Annotated in this window: 19 protein-coding genes and 1 tRNA gene; 8 read left to right on the forward strand and 12 right to left on the reverse strand. The window is 72.2% G+C overall.

Going from position 1 to position 19,942, the window contains the following annotated elements:
• The coding region (locus GCU69_RS16790; RefSeq protein ID WP_156206522.1) for a Gfo/Idh/MocA family protein at positions 1-1,071 on the reverse strand (1,071 nt) is incomplete at its 3' end.
• A gap of 337 nt (positions 1,072-1,408) precedes the next feature.
• On the opposite strand from GCU69_RS16790, the gene GCU69_RS16795 reads away from it, so the two are divergent.
• The 3 genes from GCU69_RS16795 to GCU69_RS16805 all read left to right on the forward strand — a co-directional run bounded on the left by GCU69_RS16795 (position 1,409) and on the right by GCU69_RS16805 (position 4,222).
• Positions 1,409-2,188 carry an HAD-IIA family hydrolase gene (locus tag GCU69_RS16795; protein ID WP_098752060.1) on the forward strand — a complete coding sequence of 260 codons (780 nt, stop codon included), beginning with the start codon at positions 1,409-1,411 and terminating at the stop codon, positions 2,186-2,188.
• A gap of 196 nt (positions 2,189-2,384) precedes the next feature.
• A complete protein-coding gene (locus GCU69_RS16800; RefSeq protein ID WP_156206523.1) occupies positions 2,385-2,957 on the forward strand; it encodes a hypothetical protein in 573 nt (190 codons plus the stop codon).
• 254 nt (positions 2,958-3,211) lie between these two features.
• Positions 3,212-4,222 (forward strand): glycoside hydrolase family 6 protein, encoded by a 1,011-nt coding sequence (locus GCU69_RS16805; RefSeq protein WP_098752058.1) that lies wholly within the window; start codon positions 3,212-3,214, stop codon positions 4,220-4,222.
• Between the two features lie 100 nt (positions 4,223-4,322).
• On the opposite strand, the gene GCU69_RS16810 is transcribed toward GCU69_RS16805, so the two are convergent.
• Positions 4,323-4,997, reverse strand: a complete 675-nt coding sequence (locus GCU69_RS16810; RefSeq protein WP_098752057.1) for a FadR/GntR family transcriptional regulator — start codon at positions 4,995-4,997, stop codon at positions 4,323-4,325.
• A 132-nt stretch (positions 4,998-5,129) separates the two neighbouring features.
• Positions 5,130-5,203 (reverse strand) — tRNA-Lys (locus tag GCU69_RS16815).
• A 469-nt stretch (positions 5,204-5,672) separates the two neighbouring features.
• On the opposite strand from GCU69_RS16815, the gene GCU69_RS32695 reads away from it, so the two are divergent.
• On the forward strand, positions 5,673-6,305 hold the full coding sequence (locus GCU69_RS32695; protein ID WP_098752056.1) for an antibiotic biosynthesis monooxygenase family protein: 633 nt from the start codon (positions 5,673-5,675) through the stop codon (positions 6,303-6,305).
• 113 nt (positions 6,306-6,418) lie between these two features.
• On the opposite strand, the gene GCU69_RS16825 is transcribed toward GCU69_RS32695, so the two are convergent.
• The 4 genes from GCU69_RS16825 to GCU69_RS16840 all read right to left on the reverse strand — a co-directional run bounded on the left by GCU69_RS16825 (position 6,419) and on the right by GCU69_RS16840 (position 11,076).
• The gene (locus GCU69_RS16825) at positions 6,419-7,033 is read right to left on the reverse strand and encodes a response regulator transcription factor (RefSeq protein WP_098752055.1); all 615 of its coding nucleotides are present in this window, start codon (positions 7,031-7,033) and stop codon (positions 6,419-6,421) included.
• Between the two features lie 54 nt (positions 7,034-7,087).
• Positions 7,088-8,356, reverse strand: a complete 1,269-nt coding sequence (locus GCU69_RS16830) for a sensor histidine kinase (RefSeq protein ID WP_235978523.1) — start codon at positions 8,354-8,356, stop codon at positions 7,088-7,090.
• Between the two features lie 90 nt (positions 8,357-8,446).
• Positions 8,447-10,762, reverse strand: coding sequence for a TOMM precursor leader peptide-binding protein (locus GCU69_RS16835; RefSeq protein ID WP_156206524.1), 2,316 nt, complete (start codon positions 10,760-10,762; stop codon positions 8,447-8,449).
• Complete coding sequence (locus GCU69_RS16840; protein WP_156206525.1) at positions 10,759-11,076, reverse strand: hypothetical protein; 318 nt, start codon at positions 11,074-11,076, stop codon at positions 10,759-10,761. The genes GCU69_RS16835 and GCU69_RS16840 overlap by 4 nt, the downstream gene beginning before the upstream one ends.
• 235 nt (positions 11,077-11,311) lie before the next feature.
• On the opposite strand from GCU69_RS16840, the gene GCU69_RS16845 reads away from it, so the two are divergent.
• From GCU69_RS16845 to GCU69_RS16855, 3 genes are all read left to right on the forward strand, one after another.
• Positions 11,312-12,109, forward strand: a complete 798-nt coding sequence (locus GCU69_RS16845; protein ID WP_098752051.1) for an AfsR/SARP family transcriptional regulator — start codon at positions 11,312-11,314, stop codon at positions 12,107-12,109.
• Positions 12,110-12,911: 802 nt separating this feature from the next.
• Positions 12,912-13,502, forward strand: coding sequence for a lytic polysaccharide monooxygenase auxiliary activity family 9 protein (locus GCU69_RS16850; RefSeq protein WP_098752050.1), 591 nt, complete (start codon positions 12,912-12,914; stop codon positions 13,500-13,502).
• Between the two features lie 600 nt (positions 13,503-14,102).
• A complete protein-coding gene (locus tag GCU69_RS16855) occupies positions 14,103-15,008 on the forward strand; it encodes a MerR family transcriptional regulator (protein ID WP_156206526.1) in 906 nt (301 codons plus the stop codon).
• Positions 15,009-15,161: 153 nt separating this feature from the next.
• Here the strand turns inward: GCU69_RS16855 and GCU69_RS16860 are convergent, their stop codons facing one another.
• The 5 genes from GCU69_RS16860 to ehuB form a co-directional block, all read right to left on the reverse strand.
• Positions 15,162-15,917, reverse strand: a complete 756-nt coding sequence (locus GCU69_RS16860; protein ID WP_156206527.1) for an IclR family transcriptional regulator — start codon at positions 15,915-15,917, stop codon at positions 15,162-15,164.
• Positions 15,918-16,159: 242 nt separating this feature from the next.
• A complete protein-coding gene (ehuA, locus tag GCU69_RS16865; RefSeq protein ID WP_098752047.1) occupies positions 16,160-16,984 on the reverse strand; it encodes an ectoine/hydroxyectoine ABC transporter ATP-binding protein EhuA in 825 nt (274 codons plus the stop codon).
• Positions 16,974-17,624, reverse strand: a complete 651-nt coding sequence (gene ehuD, locus GCU69_RS16870; RefSeq protein ID WP_156206528.1) for an ectoine/hydroxyectoine ABC transporter permease subunit EhuD — start codon at positions 17,622-17,624, stop codon at positions 16,974-16,976. Before ehuD ends, ehuA begins: the two co-directional genes overlap by 11 nt.
• Positions 17,624-18,373: an ectoine/hydroxyectoine ABC transporter permease subunit EhuC gene (gene ehuC, locus GCU69_RS16875; protein WP_098752045.1), complete on the reverse strand. Its 750-nt coding sequence runs from the start codon at positions 18,371-18,373 to the stop codon at positions 17,624-17,626. The genes ehuD and ehuC overlap by 1 nt, the downstream gene beginning before the upstream one ends.
• Positions 18,370-19,272 (reverse strand): ectoine/hydroxyectoine ABC transporter substrate-binding protein EhuB, encoded by a 903-nt coding sequence (gene ehuB, locus GCU69_RS16880; protein ID WP_235978524.1) that lies wholly within the window; start codon positions 19,270-19,272, stop codon positions 18,370-18,372. The genes ehuC and ehuB overlap by 4 nt, the downstream gene beginning before the upstream one ends.
• Before the next feature lie 144 nt (positions 19,273-19,416).
• Here ehuB and GCU69_RS16885 point away from each other — a divergent pair, with 144 nt between their 5' ends.
• Positions 19,417-19,932 (forward strand): DUF3830 family protein, encoded by a 516-nt coding sequence (locus GCU69_RS16885; protein ID WP_098752043.1) that lies wholly within the window; start codon positions 19,417-19,419, stop codon positions 19,930-19,932.
• Positions 19,933-19,942: the final 10 nt, after the last annotated feature.

A 19,942-nucleotide genomic window follows, 5' to 3' on the forward strand; every position in this document is an offset into this window, starting at 1 on the left:
CTCCAGCACGTCCAGGGCCGCCGCGGCCTCATCGGCCGTCACGGGCGGCGGGGTGCCGTCGCGCAGCGCCGCGGCCACGGCCGCGTAGTAGGCGGGATAGTCGCCGGGGAGCGTCGGCACCGGCTCGCCGCCGCCCGTCACCGGGGACTCGCCCGCGCCGAGCCGGCCCCACAGGGCTTCCGGTTCGACGCCCCAGTCCGCGCCTCCGGCACCGGCCGCCCCGGGGCGCAGCCCGTCGCGGAGCGCCTGTTCCTGGGGGTCGAGCCCGTACTTCACATACCCGGCGGAGCTGCCCAGGACACGGAAGCGCGGGCCGAGCTGGGCGGCGGTGGCGCTGGCGTACAGATGGGAGTGGACGCCGCTCGCGTGGGTGATCGCGATGAACGTGTCGTCGTCGGCCTCGGCGCCCGGGCGGCGGATCACGGACTCGGCGTAGACCCGCACCGCCGGGCCGAAGAGGACCAGCGCCTGGTCGACGACATGGCTGCCGAGGTCGTACAGCAGCCCGCCGATGTCCAGCGGGTCGCCGGACTCGCGCCAGCCGCCCTTGGGCTTCGGCCGCCACCGCTCGAAGCGGGACTCGAACCGCTGTACGTCGCCGAGCGCGCCGTCCGCGATGAGCTTGCGAACGGTGCGGAAGTCGTTGTCCCAGCGGCGGTTCTGGAAGACGGACAGCAGCAGCCCGCGCGAGTCCGCCAGCGCGGCCAGCTCGCGGGCCTCGGCGGCGGTCGCCGCGAGCGGCTTGTCGACGACGACCGGCAGCCCGGCGCGCAGGGCTGCGGTGGCGACGGGGACATGGGTGCGGTTGGGGGAGGCGACGACGACCAGGTCGAGCCCGTCACCCCCGGGTCCGCCGTCCGTGCGGCTCCACAGCTCTTCCGGGGTGTCCGCGAAGCGCACCTGCGGGTGCTCGGCGCGGGCCTGCTCCCGCCGCTCGGGGTTGCCCGTGACGACGGTGTCGAGGACCAGGCCGTCGGTGGCGGCGATCAGCGGGGCGTGGAAGACGGAGCCCGCCAGGCCGTAGCCGACGAGACCGACGCGGAGCGGGGCGGAGGAGCGGGAGTCTGTCATGGGTTCATTGGAACAAATCCCGCCGGACCCGCCGACCGGCAGGTCGGCCCGCAGGGACGGACCGGCAGGTCGGCGGGTCCGGCGGCCGGAGGCATGCGGGCGGTCCCGGACGGGCAGCCGGTGCGCGCCGGCGGGTCCCGGACCGGCCGCCGCGCACCGCTGCCCCGGGCCGGAGCCGTCCGGCGCGGGGACCGCACCCGGCCCGTACGGGGCGGGGAGTCCCGTACCGGCCGGTGAGACGGCAGGGGCAGCCGTGATCCGCGCGGTTAGGCTGGTGACCGGGACCCGGCCAGGCGTCCGGGAGACCCCATCCGTACCCGAGGGCAGGAGCCGTTCCGTGGCAGAGCGCAAGCCGATCGAGTCGTGGCTGACCGACATGGACGGGGTGCTGATCCACGAGGGGATCCCGATCCCCGGGGCCGACGCCTTCATCAAGCGGCTGCGCGAGGCCCGCAAGCCCTTCCTCGTGCTCACCAACAACTCCATCTACACACCGCGTGACCTGCACGCCCGGCTGAACCGGATGGGGCTGGAGGTGCCGGTCGAGAACATCTGGACGTCGGCCCTGGCCACCGCCAAGTTCCTGGACGACCAGCGGCCGGGCGGCACGGCGTACGTCATCGGCGAGGCCGGGCTGACCACCGCGCTGCACGACGTCGGCTATGTGCTGACCGACTCCGAGCCGGACTACGTGGTCCTGGGCGAGACCCGGACGTACAGCTTCGAATCGCTCACCAAGGCCATCCGGCTGATCAACGACGGGGCCCGGTTCATCGCCACCAACCCCGACTCCACCGGCCCCTCCACCGAGGGCGCGCTCCCGGCGACCGGGGCCGTGGCCGCGCTGATCACCAAGGCGACCGGCCGCGACCCGTACTTCGTCGGCAAGCCGAACCCGCTGATGATGCGCGCCGGACTCAACGCCATCGGCGCGCACTCCGAGAGCAGCGCGATGATCGGCGACCGGATGGACACGGACGTGCTGGCGGGGCTGGAGGCGGGCATGGAGACCTGTCTGGTGCTCACGGGTGTGACGCGCCCCGACGAGATCGGGCGCTACCCCTTCGGGCCGTCCCGGGTGGTCGAGTCGATCGCGGACCTCGTCGAGCTGATCTGACTCCGGCACCCCGGGAGCGGGCGGGCGCAGGAAGCGGTCCGCTCCGGGCGCCCGGGGACCCCGGTCCCCGTCCCGTGCGATCGTGCGATCGTCCGTAGTCGTGGAGTCCGGCTCCGAACGGAGTATCCCCGGCACGTTACGGATGCCCGGGAGCCGGGCCCGCGCGAACCTTTACGGGTACGGAGGAGGTGTCACGATGGGCTCTGTCGAGAACTCCGGCGCGGTTCGGCGTGCGGCCGCCGCCGTGATCGCGGCCGGTGTGCTGTTCTGCGCCCCGGCCGCTGCGAACCCGGCGCGGGCGGCGGACGTCCCGGAGGGGCCTGCGGGTACGGCGGCAGGCACCGCCGCCCGGCACGCCGGAGCCGGTGCCTCCGCGGGCGGTCACCCGGGAGCCGCGGCCTCCCCGGACCGGCACACGGGGACCGCCGTGCCGCCGGGCGCGGACGCCGTGGCCGCCGTCTTCCCGGACCGGCACCCCGGGGCCGCCGTCTCTCCGAGCGCGTCCACCGTGGCCGCCGTCCCCCCGGGCGCGTACGCCGCGGCCGGCGCCTCCGCCGGTGCGCACCCCGGCCGGCCGGGAGCCGCGGACCCGCTGGCCCGGGCCGAGGAGGAGGGCCCCAACACCCGGCAGGTCGTGGTCGGCGCGGGCCTCACCGGCGGCGCGGTGCTCGCGATGGCCGGGCTCGCCCTGCGCCGCCGCAGGTCCGCGCCCGGCGCCCCGTCCCCGCAGGGCGGCACGGGCTCCCCGGCCGTGGGCTCCGAACGCTGACCGGAACGGCACGGTCCCGTACCGGCGCGGTCCTGTACCGGCACAGTCCCGTTCCGGCGGCGCAGTCGGTACCGGCACGGTCCCGTACCGGCGCGGTCCGCAACGGCACCCTTCCGGACCATCCCCGCCCGAAACGCTCATCTTTGTCCTTAAGCTGGCGATATGCCTGTGCCAGGATGGGGCCGACCTTGTCCCACAGGCCCGCGCAGGGCCCGGGGAGCGCATCCCCGCACCACTCAAGCCAAGGGGAGCCGATGGACCGCGGTTACGGCGTCCGGCTCAGTACGGGACTGGCGGCCGCGGCGCTGCTGCTCACCGGCTGTGCCGTCCCCAGCGGTGCCGCCGACGACGAGCGGGCGTCCCCGGGACACCGGTCCGGGCACGGCACCCCGTACTGGGTCAACCCCGAGGGCCACGCGGCCCGGCACGCCGACCGCCTCCGCGACCGGGGCCGGGAAGCCCCGGCCGAGCTGATCGAGCGGATCGCCACCCGGCCGGTCGCCGAGTGGATCGGCGAGGACGACCCGGAGGGCCGGACCAGAAGGCTGACCGGGGCCGCGGCCGAGGCGGACCGGGCCGCGCTGCTCGTCCTCTACAACATCCCGCACCGCGACTGCGGCCAGTACTCCCGCGGCGGCGCCCCGGACGCGGACGCGTACCGCGCCTGGCTCGGCTCGGTCGTCGACGGCATCGGGGACCGGCCAGCGACCGTCATCCTGGAACCGGACGCGCTGCCGCACGTCGTCGACGGCTGCACCCCGCGGAAGTACCACGAGGAGCGCTACGCCCTGCTCGCCGAGGCCGTCGTCCGGCTGAAGGGCCTGGAGCAGACCCGGGTCTACCTCGACGCCGGGAACCCGAACTGGGTCTCCGACCCCGCCCGGCTCGTCGAGCCGCTCCGCCGGGCGGGCATCGCCTGGGCCGACGGCTTCGCCCTCAACATCTCGAACTACCAGACGACCGAGGCCAACAAGGCGTACGGCAAGAAGCTGTCCGCGCTGGTCGGCGACAAGCCCTTCGTGATCGACACCAGCCGCAACGGCAACGGCCCGCTGCCCGAGGCGAAGGGCGACGAGGCCTGGTGCAACCCGCCGGGCCGCGCCCTGGGCGAACCGCCCACGACGGACACCGGCCACGAACTGATCGACGCCTATCTCTGGATCAAGCGGCCGGGCGAGTCCGACGGCACCTGCCGCGGCGGCCCGCAGGCCGGCCGCTGGTGGACGGACTACGCCCTCGAACTGGCCCGCAACGCCAAGAGCTGAGCCCGGGGCCGTCCCGGCGTCCGGGCTCGGCCCGGGAGCCTGCCCGGAGGGCACCGGGGCGGCGGGCCGGGCCGGCGGCCGGGGACGTGTCCGCCGGGCCTCAGGCCGAGCGGCGCAGCCGGCCCCGGATGTCGCCGAAGTGTTCCCGTACGGCGTCCTCGGCGCGGGCCGCGTCACCGGAGCGCACGGCTTCCAGGATCTCGCGGTGCTGGCGGCAGATGACCTTCGGGTCGGCGCCCGGGGCGACAAGGTCCGTACGCACCCGGTGGAAGGCGTCCCAGAAGGCCTCCAGGACCTCGCTGAGCAGCGTGTTGTCCAGTCCCCGGTACAGCGTGGCGTGGAAGGCGCGGTCGGTGTCGGCGTGCACCGCGCCGGTGCCGGCCTCGTCCTCCATCCGGGCGACGAGCGACTCCAGCTCGGCGAGGTCGCTCGCCGGGACCCGCCCGGCGAGCCGCGCGATCAGCCCGGTCTCCACGGCCTCGCGCAGCTCCAGCAGCTCCAGCAGGCTGTCCTCGCCGCGGTAGTGGCCGGCGACGGTGCGGAAGGTGAGTCCCTCGATCATCGGGGCCATCGACATCGGCCCGACGTAGGTGCCGAAGCCGTGCCGGATCTCGACGATGCCCATCGCCTGGAGGGCCTTCAGTGCCTCGCGGACGGAGTTGCGGCTGACTCCGAGCAGCTCCATCAGCTCGGTCTCGGTCGGCAGCGGGTCGCCGGAGGGCAGCCGCCGGTCGATGATCAGCTTCTTGATGCGCTCCTGGATGCCGTTCGCCATGCCGCGACTGTGCACCGTAACCCTCCGCTTCGGCCAGAGCCGTGCTCCGGGGGACGACCGCGGCCGGTGCCTGCTCCCGGCCCGAAACGACTCCGGGCCTCCCCGCGAGGCGGGAAGGCCCAGAGTGTCATGTGCGCCGCCAGGGACTCGAACCCCGGACCCGCTGATTAAGAGTCAGCTGCTCTAACCAACTGAGCTAGCGGCGCCTGCTGACCTGGTAAACCTTACCCGATCCCGGAGGGTGCTCCGTACCGCCGGGCGGCCCGGAGGGGCTTCTCGGCGCCTGTTGTGGCTGATGTCACGTTTCGTATGCGGAGACGCCGGACCGTGTGCAACGGTATGTCTGCGCCGCGCAGCCGCGGCGCGAGCGCGGGGCGGGACGAGGACGAGCCGCCCCGGGCACGGCGGGGAGCGGCGGGCGTCGGCGCCGGCCGCGCGCCGTGCTCGAGCAGCTCTCAAGCGACCCCTGGCAGGCTTGGTCCTCCGCCGTGTGAGCGGCGTGGCCGAAGGAAGGACCGCCGTGGCGCCGAAGGCTACGATCACGACGACCGCCCCCCGGGACGACCGCGGTACGCAGGCCACGGAGCCGGCCGTCCGCGCGCGTGCCCGCGAGGCGCGGGTCCCCGACGGTTCCTCCCGCGCGCGGCGGGTGCCGGAGTTACGCGGAGGCCGCGCATGACCGGACGGGACCTCAGCAGCCCCGTGACGGTGATCAACCGGTTCACCGTCAAGGGCGACCCGGAAGACTTCGAGCGGCAGTTCCGCCAGCACTCCCAGCATCTGCGCCGGCAGCGCGGCTTCGCCTTCCTGGTGACCGTGCGGCTCCTGGAGCGGCAGGACGTGTACGTCCACCTCGTGCGCTGGCGGCGGCTGGAGAGCTTCCTCAACGTGGTGCACGACGACACCTTCCTCGCCCATGTGCAGCGGCTCGGCAAGCTGGTCGACACCGAGGCCGACCAGGCGGTCGCGGTCGCCCGGATCACCGTGGAGAACGCCCTGGTCGGCGCCGACAACGTGGTGCTGTTGTACGCCGCCGTGGACGGTGACCACCTCGCCTTCCAGGAGGACTTCGTCGCGCTCGGCGAGGACTGCCGGCTGCTCGGCGGCTTCGGCGGCTCCGACCTGCTGCACTCGATCGTCAGCCCGCAGCGCTATCTCGGGCTGATGTGGTGGCGGGACACCGAGTCCTGCGACCGCGCGCTGGCCGGGAGCGGCTTCCGGGACTGGCGGCAGCGGATGCTGGGCCGGGCCCGCATCAGGGTCGAGCGCACCCGGCACGTGGCGTACGAGCGCGTCCTCACCGAGTAGACGACCGGCACGGACGCCGGGACGCCGGTGGGCCGGCCGGGCCGGTACGGGAAGCGCGCGGGCGCGGTCACGACATCCGCGCGGGCGCGGTCACGACATCCGCGCGGACGCGGTCACGGGATCCAGCCGGCCTCTTCCGCGATCCGTATGGCGTCGACGCGGTTGCGGGCGTGCAGCTTCGCGACGATGGCCGTGAGGTAGTTGCGGACCGTTCCCTTGGAGAGGTAGAGACAGCCGGCTATCTCGGCGGCGTCAGCTCCCTGTGCGGCGAGCCGGAGCACCTCGGTCTCCCGCGGGGAGAGCGGATTCTCCGGGGAGTCCCAGGCGCTGAGGGCCAGTTGCGGGTCGATGACGCGCCGGCCGGTGGTGATGGTCCGCACGGCCTGCGCGAGCCGGTCGGGCGGCGCGTCCTTCAGCAGGAAGCCGGACACCTGGGCCGCCAGCGCCCGGCGCAGCACGCCGGGCCGGCCCAGGCTGGTGAGGATGAGCGTGTGGCAGCCGGGCAGCTCCGTACGGAGTTCGGCGGCGGCGGTGAGCCCGTCGATGCCGGGCAGGTCGACGTCTATGACGGCGACGTCGGGCCGTACCTTCAGGGCCGTCTCGACGATGAGGTCACCGCGGTCCACCGAGGCGACGACCTGGAAATCGGGCTCCAGCTCCAGCAACGCGATCAAGGCTCCCCTGATCATGTGCACGTCTTCGGCAAGCAGGATGTTCACGGAAAGCATTGGTCCCCCCTGACCAAGGTGTTCCCCTGTGCTGCTGCACGGAGCCTCTTCTGTTCAGGCCGCGGACACGGCCGTGGCCGAGCCGTCCGCAGCGCCCGTACCGGGCGTGCCGGTGTTCGACGGCCGCAGCGGTGCCTCGGCGAAGAGTTGGAAGCGTCCGTCGTCGAGCAGCCCCGCCTCCACCCGGCCGCCGATCGCGGACAACCGGCTGCGCAGATTTCCCAGTCCGCTGCCGCTGTCCGGGGAGGGCCGCCGGGCCGCTCCCGACACACCGTCGTTCACCAGGGTCAGCCGTACCGTTTCTCCCTCCGTGGTGGCCGAAATCGTGCAGTGTTCCACCCGGCTGTGCCGGAGGACGTTGGTCATGCCCTCGCGCAGCGCGGTCGCGAGCACCGTCTCCACCACCGGATGCAGCCGGCCGCAGTCGATGGAGACCTCCGCCTCGACGTCCGCGGTGGCGAGGATCCTGGCGGCGGAATCGGCCTCGTCGGACAGCGACATGTCCCGGTAGCCGCGGGCCACCAGGCGTACGTCGGCCAGCGCCTGCCGGGACACGTCCAGTACCGACGCTATCTCTTCCCGTGCCCGTTCGGGCCTGCTGTGGACGAGCCGCTGTATCAGCTCGCTCTTCAGCGTGATCGCGGACAGGCTGTAGCCCAGCAGGTCGTGCAGGTCCCTGGCGAACCGCAGCCGCTCCTGGCCGACGGCCATCCTGGCCATCTCGGTGCGGGACGCGTGGACTTCCCGGACCAGGTCGGAGAGCTTGGCCGTGCCGTAGAGGATGACGCCGGCCATCATGGTGGAGGTCGTCAGATAGACGACCATGACGGCTCCGGAGTCCTCCAGGCTCGACTGCACCAGCACGACGGCCGAGATCAGCGCGAAGAGCGGCCAGGCCGCCCTGCCGGGCAGGAGAAGCAGTAACGAACCGGCCAGCGGACCGGCCATGCTGCCCCAGCTCAGCCCGAAGACGGCGAGCGGGAGGAAGGTCAGCACGGTCTGGATGCCGAGCGTCAGGCACCGCAGGCGCAGCGGCCACTGCTGCGCCCGGGCGGAGACGTGCAGCAGCTGGACCGAGAAGACCGCCGCGACGCAGAGCGCGCAGGCGACGAGCCGGCCGGCCCCGGCGCCGCTCCACAACACGTTGAGCACGGCGATGCCGCAGTAGTAGACGAGAACGCTGACGGTGATGGTGCGGGCGAGTGTGGGGGCGAGCAGTGCACGATCGGGAACCGATCGTGCGGCGACCGGCCGGCCCTCCGAGGCGTCGGAGGGCCGGCCGGTCGCGCCGGCGTCGGGGTCGCCGGCCACGGGGTCCGTCACCAGAATTCTCCTCATCGGGAATCTTGGACTCGACGGCATATTATGGCCACGACTCCGGCGGCGGCCGGGATTGTGGAATCCCGCCCGTCGTCAGACGAAGAGGGGGATCGGGTTGAGGTCGGCGTAAGGGGTGGGCCGGCCGAGGCGGCCGAGACGAACCGGCACGTCGAAGAGCCGGCCGGGGGAGAATCGTGCCCAGAAGTGCCGCATCCCCGGGATGAGCACCTTTACCACCGGTAGTCCCACGTCAGGTCGCGTCTGGTCGAGCACCAACAGCTCCATGCCGTGCGCCTGGACAAGCTTCCGGGCGGTGTCGACATCCTCCTGGAGATCCTGGTGCGAGCTGTATGCGAAATGGCTGACAGTGCGCGGAAACTCGGCTGGATCCGGACGGAGGTATGGCTGATTCCGGGCGGTGGCCCGAGTCCACCAGGAAACCAACTCCGGATCTGCCACCGGGTACTCGGAAGTGCTCACTCCGATTCCGGCCACCGACACCAGCAATTGGTTCATCTCCGTGACGGCTCTGCGTAACGCGAGCCTCGGATCGAAGTGCGCACCGAAGCCGAAGGAGATGTCCTCCGCCTCCTTGTCGGTGCGCCGGGACACCGCCGCCATCACGGGGATGCCGAAGTCGGCGGTGAGGTCCAGCACCCACAGCTCGCGGTGCAGCCGGGCGCAGGTGTCCCGCACCGTCGCGAGCCAGGGCTCGTCGAACGAGTCGAGGTCCACCGCCGGATGCCGGGTGCGGTTGTACCACCACTGGGCGACCGCGTCCCGCTCCACCAGCTCCAGAAAGCCCTGGACGATCGCGTCCTCCGGGCTGCTGCCCGCCGCGTTGCCGTTGGAGTCGGCCCGGGGCAGGCCCGGCCGGCCCGTTCCGTAGCTGAAGTACAGCATCGAGGTCGGCAGCAGCCGCCGCGTGCCGTCGGTGAGCGACCACACCGGTGTCCAGTCGACCGGGCGGTCTGGGTCGAAGGGCTCGGGCACCTGGTGGAACAGCGAATGGCCGGCGTTCCAGCGGTCCCGGTCACGGAACTGCGCGTCGGCGAAGAGCTGGCAGGCGTTGGGGTGCACGGTCTCCTCCCCGAGGCCGTTCAGGGTCCCGCGGATCGTCGCCTCGTCCCCCTGCCGGGTCCCGGAGTAACGTTCCACCGCCTCGCACAGCGCGCCGACCTCCGCCTCCGCCGCGGTGACGCCCTTGCCACCGCTGAGGCTGCGCAGTCCGCCCCGCACCTCGGCGAGCGACCGCGGGCCGAGGGCCAGATTGCGGCCCGACGTCACACAGTTGAGACCGTCCGGCAACCGGGGATCGCGCCGCAGCTCGGTGACGATCCCGGTGACCGGGCTGACCAGATGGGCGTACCGGGCACGCATCTGCTCCGGCGTGAGCGCGCGGTCGTTGCCGCCCCCGTACGCCGCCTTGGGCCGCGACACGACGGTGACGGGCCGCTGCCCGCGGGCGGCCACCAGACCCGGGTCCCCGCATTCGGGGCACTGCGGCCGGCGCTGCACCGTGTGGTGCCCGCTGCGCATCGTCAGCGTGTCGAGCGTGCAGACCGAGTCCTGCGACGCCTCGCGGACCCCGGCCGCCCACTTCGCCGCCTCCAGCACGGCCATGTGCAGCCCCATCGCCCGCCCGGCGGCGACGGACGCCGGAGGACGCCGGACCGGGCCGTCGGCCCCGAGAGCACGCTGTACGGGGATCTCCGACTGCCGGTGCGCGCGCAGCCGGTGGGCCAGGCAGGACCAGCAGGGTCCGTCGTCGGGCCGGAAGACCGGACCGGTCCACGGCTCCGCCCCGCAGGGCCGGGCCAGCAGCCAGGGCCGGCCCGCGGCCCGGTGCCAGGCGTCGACCTCCGCCAGCTCCGGGGCGAGGTAGTCGTCGCAGAGCACCAGGGAGAACCCGGCCCCGGCCGGTGCCGGGCCGAGTTCCGCCGGACCGCAGGGGCCGGTCACCTCCAGCCCGGAGGCGTGGCAGGCCGAGCGGGCGTCCTCCGCGTCCACCCGGCCGACCGTGACGAGCCGCACGGTCGCCGACCGGACCGCGGCAGCCGCACGGGCCCCGTCCAGACCGGCCAGATCCCAGTAGGCCGCGGCGGATTCGTCCGCCTCCCCGGCGGCGCCGGAGGAGTGGTAACCGATGACCTTGGCCCGCGCCAGATCGCCGATCACCCGGCCCGCCTCGGCGGCCGGGACCGTGGAAGAGGCGTCCGCGAGCAGCCCCTCCAAAGTCCGGGTGCCGTCCAGCAGCGGGGCCAGGGACTCGACATGCCGGCCGTGCAGGGCCGTCACACCCCGGACGGACAGCAGGTAGACAGCTTCTCCCGGCACCACCTCGGCCCGCAGATGGCGCTTGAATCCAACGAAGGGGCGGCCGTCGGCGGCCTCTTCGGAAGCTCTCATTCCGTCGCCGTTCCGGCGCCGGAGACCGGGAGGGGCGACGGCTCGGGGCCGGGGACGACGGTGCAGCCGAGCGTGGGGGCGGCCATGGTCAGGCCGTCGTGCCGGTCGAGGTGCTCGACGAGCACCGAGCGGCCGGTGCGGAGGGGCTCGGCCGGGGACAGCCCGAACTCCTCGAGCAGCCCGGCCGGGTCGTCGGCGCAGCGGCGGGCAAGGTCCGGCTCCAGGCCGGCGCGGGCGGCCAGTTCGGCGAACCGGAGGTCCTCCTGCGCGGTGCGCGCGGTGCCGGCGGCGATCTCGGGTGCGATGGTTGCCATGCGTTCCTCCGTTGGATCGGACGAGCTTGCGTTCGACGGATCGTGAGAGGAATTCTGTCCGGGCCGTGGTTCCACGGGCAGTGCCGCAGTCACCCCTGGACCGTGACATTTTCATGATTACGCTCGTGAGCCCCTCACTGTGCGCCCGATGCCCCGGGTGGGAGTCTCCCCCCATGCTCCGAGGGGACCGCCGGTCCGGATGGCCGGCGAGACGGCTCGAAAGGGGAGGAGCACCGTGGACATCAAAGTACTGGGCCCGCTGGCAGCAAAGGAGCGCGGCGTCTCGGTCGTGCCGAGCGCCGCCAAGCCCCGGCAGATTCTCGCACTGCTCGCACTGCGGGCCGGCCACGTCGTGACCGTACCGACCCTGATGGAAGAGGTCTGGGGGGAGAACGTCCCGCGCAGCGCCGCGACCACGCTGCAGACGTACATCCTCCAGCTCCGCCGCAAGATCGCCACCGCGCTCGACGGGGACCCGGCACGGGACGCCAAGGACGTGCTCCTCACCCAGCACGGTGGCTATCAGCTCCAGGTCCGGCCCGGTCAGGTGGATGTCCAGGAATTCGAGCAGTTGGCGGCCGCGGGCCGGGCGGCCCACGACGCCGGGGACTACCGCGCCGCCTCCGAACTGCTCGGCGGCGCGCTCGCGCTCTGGGACGGGCCCGCCGCGCTCGTGGACGTGCGCGTCGGCGGCGTCCTGGAGCTGGAGGTGCTGCGCATGGACGAGGACCGGATGGCCGCGCTGGAACGCCGTATCGACGCCGACCTGCGGCTGGGCCAGCACACCGAACTCGTCCCGGAACTCCGGGTGCTCGCCGCCCGGCACCCGATGCACGAGAACTTCTGCGCCCAGCTGATGCTCGCCATGCACCGGGCCGGTGGCGCCTGGCGCGCCCTGGAGGCGTACCAGCGGCTGCGCGGCACGCTCGTCGAGGAACTCGGCATGGAGCCGTCGCCCAAGCTCCAGAAGCTGCACCACGCGGTGCTCTCCGGGGACCCGAACCTCGACCTGACGACGGCACCGGTCGGCTGAACCGCGACCGGTCGGCCGGTCTGCTGGCCGGTCGGCTCGCGGCACGCCGTCCGCGCTCGCCGCTTCCGGGCGCCGTCAGCCGGGCGCCGCTCCCCGGGCGACGGACGGCGAGCGGCGACTGGCTCGGAAGGGCCCCGACAAGCCCTGAAGGCTCCGAAGGCCCGTCCGACAGGCCCCGGAAGGGCTGCGGAAAAGCTGCGGATGGGCTGCGGCGGGAGCGGCGGGTGGTTCTCCGAAGCGGATGGCGGCGGCCGGGCGTCGGCGTGTCCGGCCGCGGCGGGGTCCGCGGGTGTCCTGCCGGGCGGGGCGCGGATGTCTCCTGCCCGGCGGGCCCGGTGCCCGGCGGGTCCGGCGTGTGTCCTGCCCGCGGTGCCCGTACGGGGTGTGAGGCCCGGGGCCCGTACGGGGCGTGAGACGCGGAGTCCGTACGGGGCGTGAGGCGCGGGACGTTCCGGCAGCGGGGGCGCGGGACGCCCGGCAGTGGAGGTGCGGGACGTGCCCGCCGTCGTGCCCGCCGTCGTGCCCGCGGTGGAGCAGCCGCCCGAACGGATCGGTGCGGCCCCGGACGTGGTGGGCGCCCGCTGACAGGGAGGCCGGGCGCGGGCGGCGGACGATCCCCGGCATTGGTCTGGACATGTCCAACAGGCGGGACTAGCCTCAGTTTTGGTCTAGACCGCAGCCCTCCGGGGCTGTTGCCGTGCGCTCACGCGCACTCCCCCCCACTCCCCACAACCCATTCCCGCTTCTTCACCCCGCTCGACGCATCGAGCTCGGAGAACCCCCACCTCCCCAGGAGCGAAGCATGCGCAGGAAGACAAAGATCACCTCCACCCTGGTCGGCCTCGGCGTCGCGGGCACGGCCCTCTTCGCCACCACCGGAAGCGCCCAGGCCCACGGCTACACCGACGCCAGCCGGCAGAGCCACTGCGCCAGCGGCACCGTCAGCGACTGCGGCAACATCCAGTGGGAGCCGCAGAGCGTCGAGGGCCCCAAGGGCTTCCCTGGCGCGGGCCCCGCCGACGGCAAGATCTGCTCCGCCGGAAACGGGTCGTTCGCGCAGCTCGACGACCCGCGCGGCGGCGAGTGGCCCGCCGCCGACGTCGGTTCGGGCCAGAACTACTCCTTCACCTGGAAGATCACCGCCCGGCACTCCACCACGGACTTCCGGTACTTCATCACCAAGGACGGCTACGACCCCTCCCAGCCGCTCACCCGCGCGGACCTGGAGTCCGAGCCGTTCCTGACCGTTCCCATGGACGGCGCGCAGCCGGACGCCACCGTCACCCACGAGGGCACCCTGCCGCAGAAGTCGGGCAAGCACCTGATTCTCGCCGTCTGGGATGTCGCCGACACGGGCAACGCCTTCTACGCCTGCTCGGACGTGCAGTTCTGACCGGCTGCCGCGCCGCCGGCCGGGACGCTCCGGCCGTGGCCGGCCGGGCCCCCTCCACCGCGGNGGAGGGGGCCCGGCGGCATGAACGGGTTGTGCCGCCGGGGACCCGGATCCGGGCTCGCCGGTGGAGAACCCGCTGTTCCGGCCGGCCGATCCGGCGGCGCGGGCGGCGGAAGGGCGGGACCTGGTCCCGGGGCGCTCCCGACCGGACGGAGGGCGGTCGGGAGCCCCGCCGCAGAGGCTCAACAGTGACAGAGCGGGCGGTCTCGGAGGGGCAGCAACGGGCGGCGGGCGCCGCGGAGTGGCAGCAACGGGCGGGCGCCGCGGCAACGGGGCGGGCGCCCGGGCCATGTTTCAGGTTTGGTTACCTGCACGCGCCTCGCAGTGCGGTTCGAGGTGACGGTCCGGGTCGCAGCGGTACACCAGTGGCTGTGGCCCCGCCTGCTCCCCTGCGGTCGTCCCGACAGGCGGGCCGACCGGTACGGCGAAGGGCGCTTCTGCCGGGATGGATGCCGGACGGAGTGTCTCGGGTTGCAGCTTCCGTAGCGGTATGTGGTCCGGTGTACTCACGTCCCGCTCCATTGAGGAAGGCCCCTGCGCATGTTTCCGTCCTTCATCGCGCCGCGCCAGGTCAAGATCGGTGACGCGGCCGCCTTCGTCGGCACCACACCGCGGGCGATCCGTCACTACCACGAGATCGGCCTGCTCCCCGAGCCCGTGCGGGGCGTCGACGACCGCCGCCGCTACGGCTACGAGGACATGATCCGGCTGCTGTGGATCCGCAGGATGGCCGGCGCCGGAATCGCCCTGGACGACATCCGCGACGCCTTCGCCGACACGGCCCCGGCCGGCACCGACAGCGACGACGGCATCGCGGGCACCCTGGAACGGCTGGAGGAAAGCCTTCTCGCCCGGGAGGCAGAACTGCGGCGGCAACGGGCTGCCGTGCAGCGCATGCGTACCGAGGGAAGCCGGACGGGTCTGCTCTCCGACTTCGTCACCAGCCGCCTCGAGGGCCTGCCCGAAGGCTCCCTGCGCCAGGCGGACCTGGACAGCCTGCTGGTCACCGAGCGGATCTTCGGCCCGCTCGGAGCGGCCGTCCAGGCCGGCCGCTTCATCGCCCTGGCCACCCACCCGGATCTGCGGAAAGAGTCTGACCGTGTCGATGCCGCCGAGGAGGCACTCGACGACACGATCGCTGTCGATGACCCCCGCGTGGCCCAAGTGGCAGCCGAACGGCACGCCTTCGAAAAGGCGCTGCACGCCGTCATCGAGGACTCCGGCCCGGCGGAGAGCGACGACGCACTCTTCGACTCCTGGGACACTTTGCACCCCGCTGCCGCCGATGAGGGCGAGGACGAGGCCGGCCAGAACTCTGGCCGGGAACAGGGGACCATGAGCGCATCCGAAGCCATCGGGAAGATGCCCTACGACTTCTCCCCGGCCCGCCTGCGCTGCATGGAACTGGCCGGAGAACTCGCCGCTCGCGAGTCAACCGCTTCCTGAAACACGGCCTCGGAGGCTCGGCAACGGAGCGGGTGCCTCGGAGGTGCGGCCAGGGAGCGGGCGCCTCGGAGGTGCGGCCACGGAGCGGGCGTCTCGGAGGGTGGTCGGCAACGGAGCGGGTGCCTCGGAGGTGCGGCCACGGAGCAGGGCGCCTCAGAGGGTCAGCGACAGGGCGAGCGGAGCCGCTCTTCGGTTGAGGGTCTCGGCGGCCTGGCGCAGCCGGTGCGCGTGGTCGACGGGCAGTGACAGGGCGAGGCAGCCGACCGCGCGCCCCGCCGTGATCGGCACCGCGGCGCAGACGGTGCCCACGGCGTACTCCTGGAGGTCGAGCACGGGGACCGTCGGCGGCTGGTTGGCGAGCTTGGTGAGCAGCACCTTCTCGTCGGTGATGGTCCGCGAGGTGAGCCGCGCGATCCGGTGCCGGGAGATGTGGTCCCGGCGGCCGTTGTGGTCGAGCTGGGTCAGCAGGCACTTGCCGACCGCGCTGGCGTGCGCGGAGGCGCGGAAGTCGACCCATTCGTTGACCCGGGGGGCGCGGGGGCCGTCGGCGTACTGCGTGATGCGGACCTCGCCGTCGAGATAGTGGCTGAGATAGACGGCGGCGCCGAGGTCGTCCCGCAGTTCGGCGAGGCTCTGCTGGAGCTTGTCCGCCACGGCCTGGTCCCGGGTGGCCGAGCCGAGCAGCCGCAGGGTGTCGCCCGCGGTCCAGACGTCCTCGCTCACCTCGGTGACGTAACCCTCGCGGCGCAGCATCCGGAGCATGGGGGAGAGGTGGTCCGGCGCGAGCCCGGTCTCCCTGGCGATCTGGTCGCCGTCGACCCCGGTGCTGTGCCGCGCGACGCTCTCGAGCACGCGCAGCGCGTGCTGCACCGAGTGAAGCGGTGCGGTCGGCTCGGGCTTGTACGCCACGGTGCCCCCCTGGCAGGTATGACCGTTTGCATCCTCGCCGTCGCTATTGGTCACGGAGGGATCACGCAGTCCACCGCCGCCACAGCTGGGCTGCTCCCACGATAGCGGTCAAGGGGCCCGAATGGAGGACCCGTTGAGGACTTCGGTGGCGCACTCCGCGCGTGCTCCGCGCGCACACGCAGGAGTGCGCCACCGTGGCATATGCCGACGTCAACCTCTTCGCCGGCGGCCGGTGCGTCCGGTCAGAGGACCGCGCTGAGGAACTCGCGGGTCCGCTCGTGCTCCGGGTCGGAGAAGATCTTGTCCGGCGAACCGGACTCGATGACCCGGCCCGCGTCGAACATCAGCACGTCGTCCGAGATGTCCCGGGCGAAGTTCATCTCGTGCGTGACGCAGAGCATGGTGATGTCCGTGGTGTGCGCGATGTCCCGCAGGACGTCCAGCACACCCGCCACCAGCTCCGGGTCCAGCGCCGAGGTCACCTCGTCGAGCAGCAGGACCTGCGGCCGCATCGCCAGCGCCCGCGCGATGGCCACCCGCTGCTGCTGGCCGCCGGACAGCTGCGTCGGGTAGGCGTCGCAGCGGTCGCCGAGGCCGACCAGGTCCAGCAGTTCCCGCGCCCGCTGCTCGGCCTCGTCCTTGCCCAGCCCGAGGACGTGGACGGGCGCCTCCATGATGTTCCGCAGCACCTTCATGTTCGGGAAGAGGTTGAACTGCTGGAAGACCATGCCGATCTTCTTCCGCACCTCGCGGGTGTGCCGCTCGCCGGCGGGGACGAGCTTGCCGCCCTTCTCCTCGTGCGTGAGGTAGTCCCCGTCCACCCTGATGGTGCCCTCGTCGACCTTCAGCAGCGTCATCAGCAGCCGCAGGATGGTCGTCTTGCCGGAGCCGGACGGGCCGATCAGCGTGACGTGCTTGCCTGCCGCGACGGTGAAGTCCAGGTTGTCCAGCACCGTGTTGTCGCCGAAGCGCTTGGTGACCTTGTCGAAGCGGATCAGTTCTCTGCCGTCGGCGGTCGGGTTGGTGTGCTCGGTGGTGTGGTTGCCGGGGTTGCTGTCAGCGGACAAGACGACGCTCCAGGGCTCGCATGAGGAGGGAAGCCGGGTAGGCGATGAGGATGAAGGCGATACCGACGATCGTGATCGGCTCGGTCATGACGAAGGTCTGGGACCCGAACTGCCGGGCCTCGCCGAGCATCTCCAGAACACCGATCGTGGCGATCATCGGAGAGTCCTTCAGCATCGCGACGACGTAGTTGCCGAGGGCCGGGACGACACGGCGGATGGCCTGCGGCAGGATCACCGCGCCCCAGGTGCGGGTCCGCGGCAGGCTGAGCGCCTTGGCCGCCTCCCACTGGCCCCTCGGCACACCGTCGATACCGGCGCGGTACACCTCGGCCGTGTACGTCGAGTAGTGCAGGCCGAGCCCGATCACACCGGTGGTCAGCGCCGAGAAGGTGACGCCCCACTCGGGCAGCACGTAGTACAGGAAGAACAGCTGCACCAGCAGCGGGGTGTTGCGGACGAACTCGGTGAACACCGTCACCGGCCAGCGCACGGCCTTCAGCTCGGAGCGCTGCGCCAGCGCCCAGACCAGACCGAGCCCGAACGCGATGAGCGATCCCAGCAGCAGGGCCTGGAGGGTGACCAGCACGCCGTCCCGGAACGCCGGCATGAAGTCGCCGACCTTGGACCAATCCCACTCCATCAGATACCCCCAGCGCTGGTCGCGTCACCCGTGACGGCGGTCTGCCGGCGGAGGCTGAGCTTGCCCAGCAAACCGCTGCCGCTGTCCGGGGGCGCCTGCCCGATCCCCGCCTTCGCGTGCCGTTCCACGACCCGCATGCCGCGGGTCAGGACGAACGCGAGCACGAAGTACATCAGCAGAATGATCGTGTAGACCGGGGCGCTCTGGCCGGTCGCGTTACGGATCAGCGAGGCACCGAAGGCGATGTCGCCGACACCCATGATCGAGACCAGGGCGGTGCCCTTGAGCAGCTCGATCAGCAGGTTGTTGAAGGGCGGGATCATCTCCGGCCAGGCCTGCGGAATGATGATCTTCCGCAGCTGCTGGGCCGGTGTGAAGCTCAGCGCCACACCGGCCTCGCGCTGCGCCGGCGAGACCGCCGCGACCGCGCCGCGCACGACCTCCGAGCCGTACGCCCCGTAGGACAGGCCCAGCGCCAGCACGGCCGCCCACAGCGGGAGCAGCTGCCAGCCGAAGGCCACCGGCAGGACGAAGAACAGCCAGAACATCAGGACGAGGGCGGAGGTGCCGCGGAAGATCTCCATGTACAGGCCGGAGAGGAACCGGACGATCCACAGGCGGTGGGTGCGGGCGATGCCGATGCCGAAGGCCACCACGGCGCCGAGCGCCGCGCTGTAGACCGTCAGCTGCACCGTGACCCACGCGCCGCTGAGGAGGAGCTGCCACAGACCCCAGGTGAGTTCACTCATGGTGTGCACTTCTCCTCTGCGGTGATGTCCGTCATCTGGTCCTTCGTGAAACCGAAGGGCTGCATGATGCGGAGGAGCTCACCGCTGTCCTTCATCTTGTGGAGTTCCACGTTGAAGGCGTCGCGGAGGTTCGTCTCGGCCTTGCGGAAGGCGAAGCCGCCGACGTCGATGACCGGCTTGCCGTCCACGATGGGCTCGACCTCGTCGGTGGCCTCGACCTTCCGGGACCTGGTCTCACGGACCACGTTGCGCACGGTCACGGCCGTGCCGGCGAAGACGTCGGCGCGGCCCTGCTCGACGGCGAGCAGCCCGGCGAGCTGGTCGGGGAGGGTCATGATGTTCTTGACCCCGGCCTCCTCGGCGTACGCGATCTCGGCGTAACCGACACCGGTCGCCAGCTTCGCCCCGGCCTCCGCCACGTCCTTGTAATTGTGCAGATTCTTCGGGTTCCCCTTGGGTACGAGGAAGGCGTCGAGCATCTGGTACTCGGGATCGGCGAAGATCACCTGCTCGCAGCGCTCGGGGTTGATGTACATGCCGGCGGCGACCACGTCGAACTGCTGGGAGTTGAGCCCCGAGATCAGCGAGGAGAACTCCGTCGGGAACGGCTGCACCTCCGGGATGCCGAGCCGCTCGAAGATCCGCCCGGCGATCGCGGGCGCCGAGCCGGTCATCTTGCCGTCCTTGCCGATGTAGCTGTAAGGCTGCTCCCCCGCCAGCCCCAGCTTCACAAAGCCCTGTGCCTTCAGCCGTTCGAGAAGATCTCCCCCGTCTCCGCTGTCGGCGCTGGAGACCCGGCTGCAGCCGACCGCCCCCAGCGCACTCATGGCCGCCGCGCCTGCGAGCAGGGAGCGGCGGCCGATCCTTCTGTCGAAGTCTTTCCCACGTGGTCGAGCCATGGGCGCGGTGCTACCCGAGACCGGGAAAGTTATGCCGGTCGTTTCCGGCCCTTAATCGAGCTGAGACCCCCCGCCGGTTCTGTTGCTGTTGATCCACTTGCGTCACCATGGAGCCCCGTACGAGACGAATGACAGGAGCACAGGATGACCGACTCCGCACCCCGGGACCGCTTCATCGAAGTCTCGCTCGACAAGCGGGGCGTGCGCTGCACGGCCAAGCTGCTGGACGACCGGGCACCCGTCACCTGCGACGCGGTGTGGAACGCCCTTCCGCTGGGCGGCGACGTCTACCACGCCAAGTACGCGCGCAACGAGATCTACACCCTGCTCCCGCCCTTCGCCCCCGCGGAGCCGCCGCTGGAGAACCCCACCATCACCCCCATCCCGGGCGACCTCTGCTACTTCACCTTCACCGACACCCAGCTCGGCACGAAGTCCTACGGCTACGAGACCGGGGCCGGCCACCGGGGGCAGCGCCAGGTGATCGATCTCGCGCTGTTCTACGAGCGGAACAACCTGCTCATCAACGGCGACGCCGGCTGGGTGCCCGGCATCGTCTGGGGCGCCGTCGTCGAGGGCCTCGACGAGATGGCCGACGCCTGCCAGGACCTCTGGCGCGCCGGGGCGCTGGGCGAGAGCCTCAACTTCCGCCGGGTCTGACGGGGCCCGC

The sequence above is a fragment of the Streptomyces lycii genome (assembly GCF_009735685.1).
Lineage (GTDB): Bacteria > Actinomycetota > Actinomycetes > Streptomycetales > Streptomycetaceae > Streptomyces > Streptomyces lycii.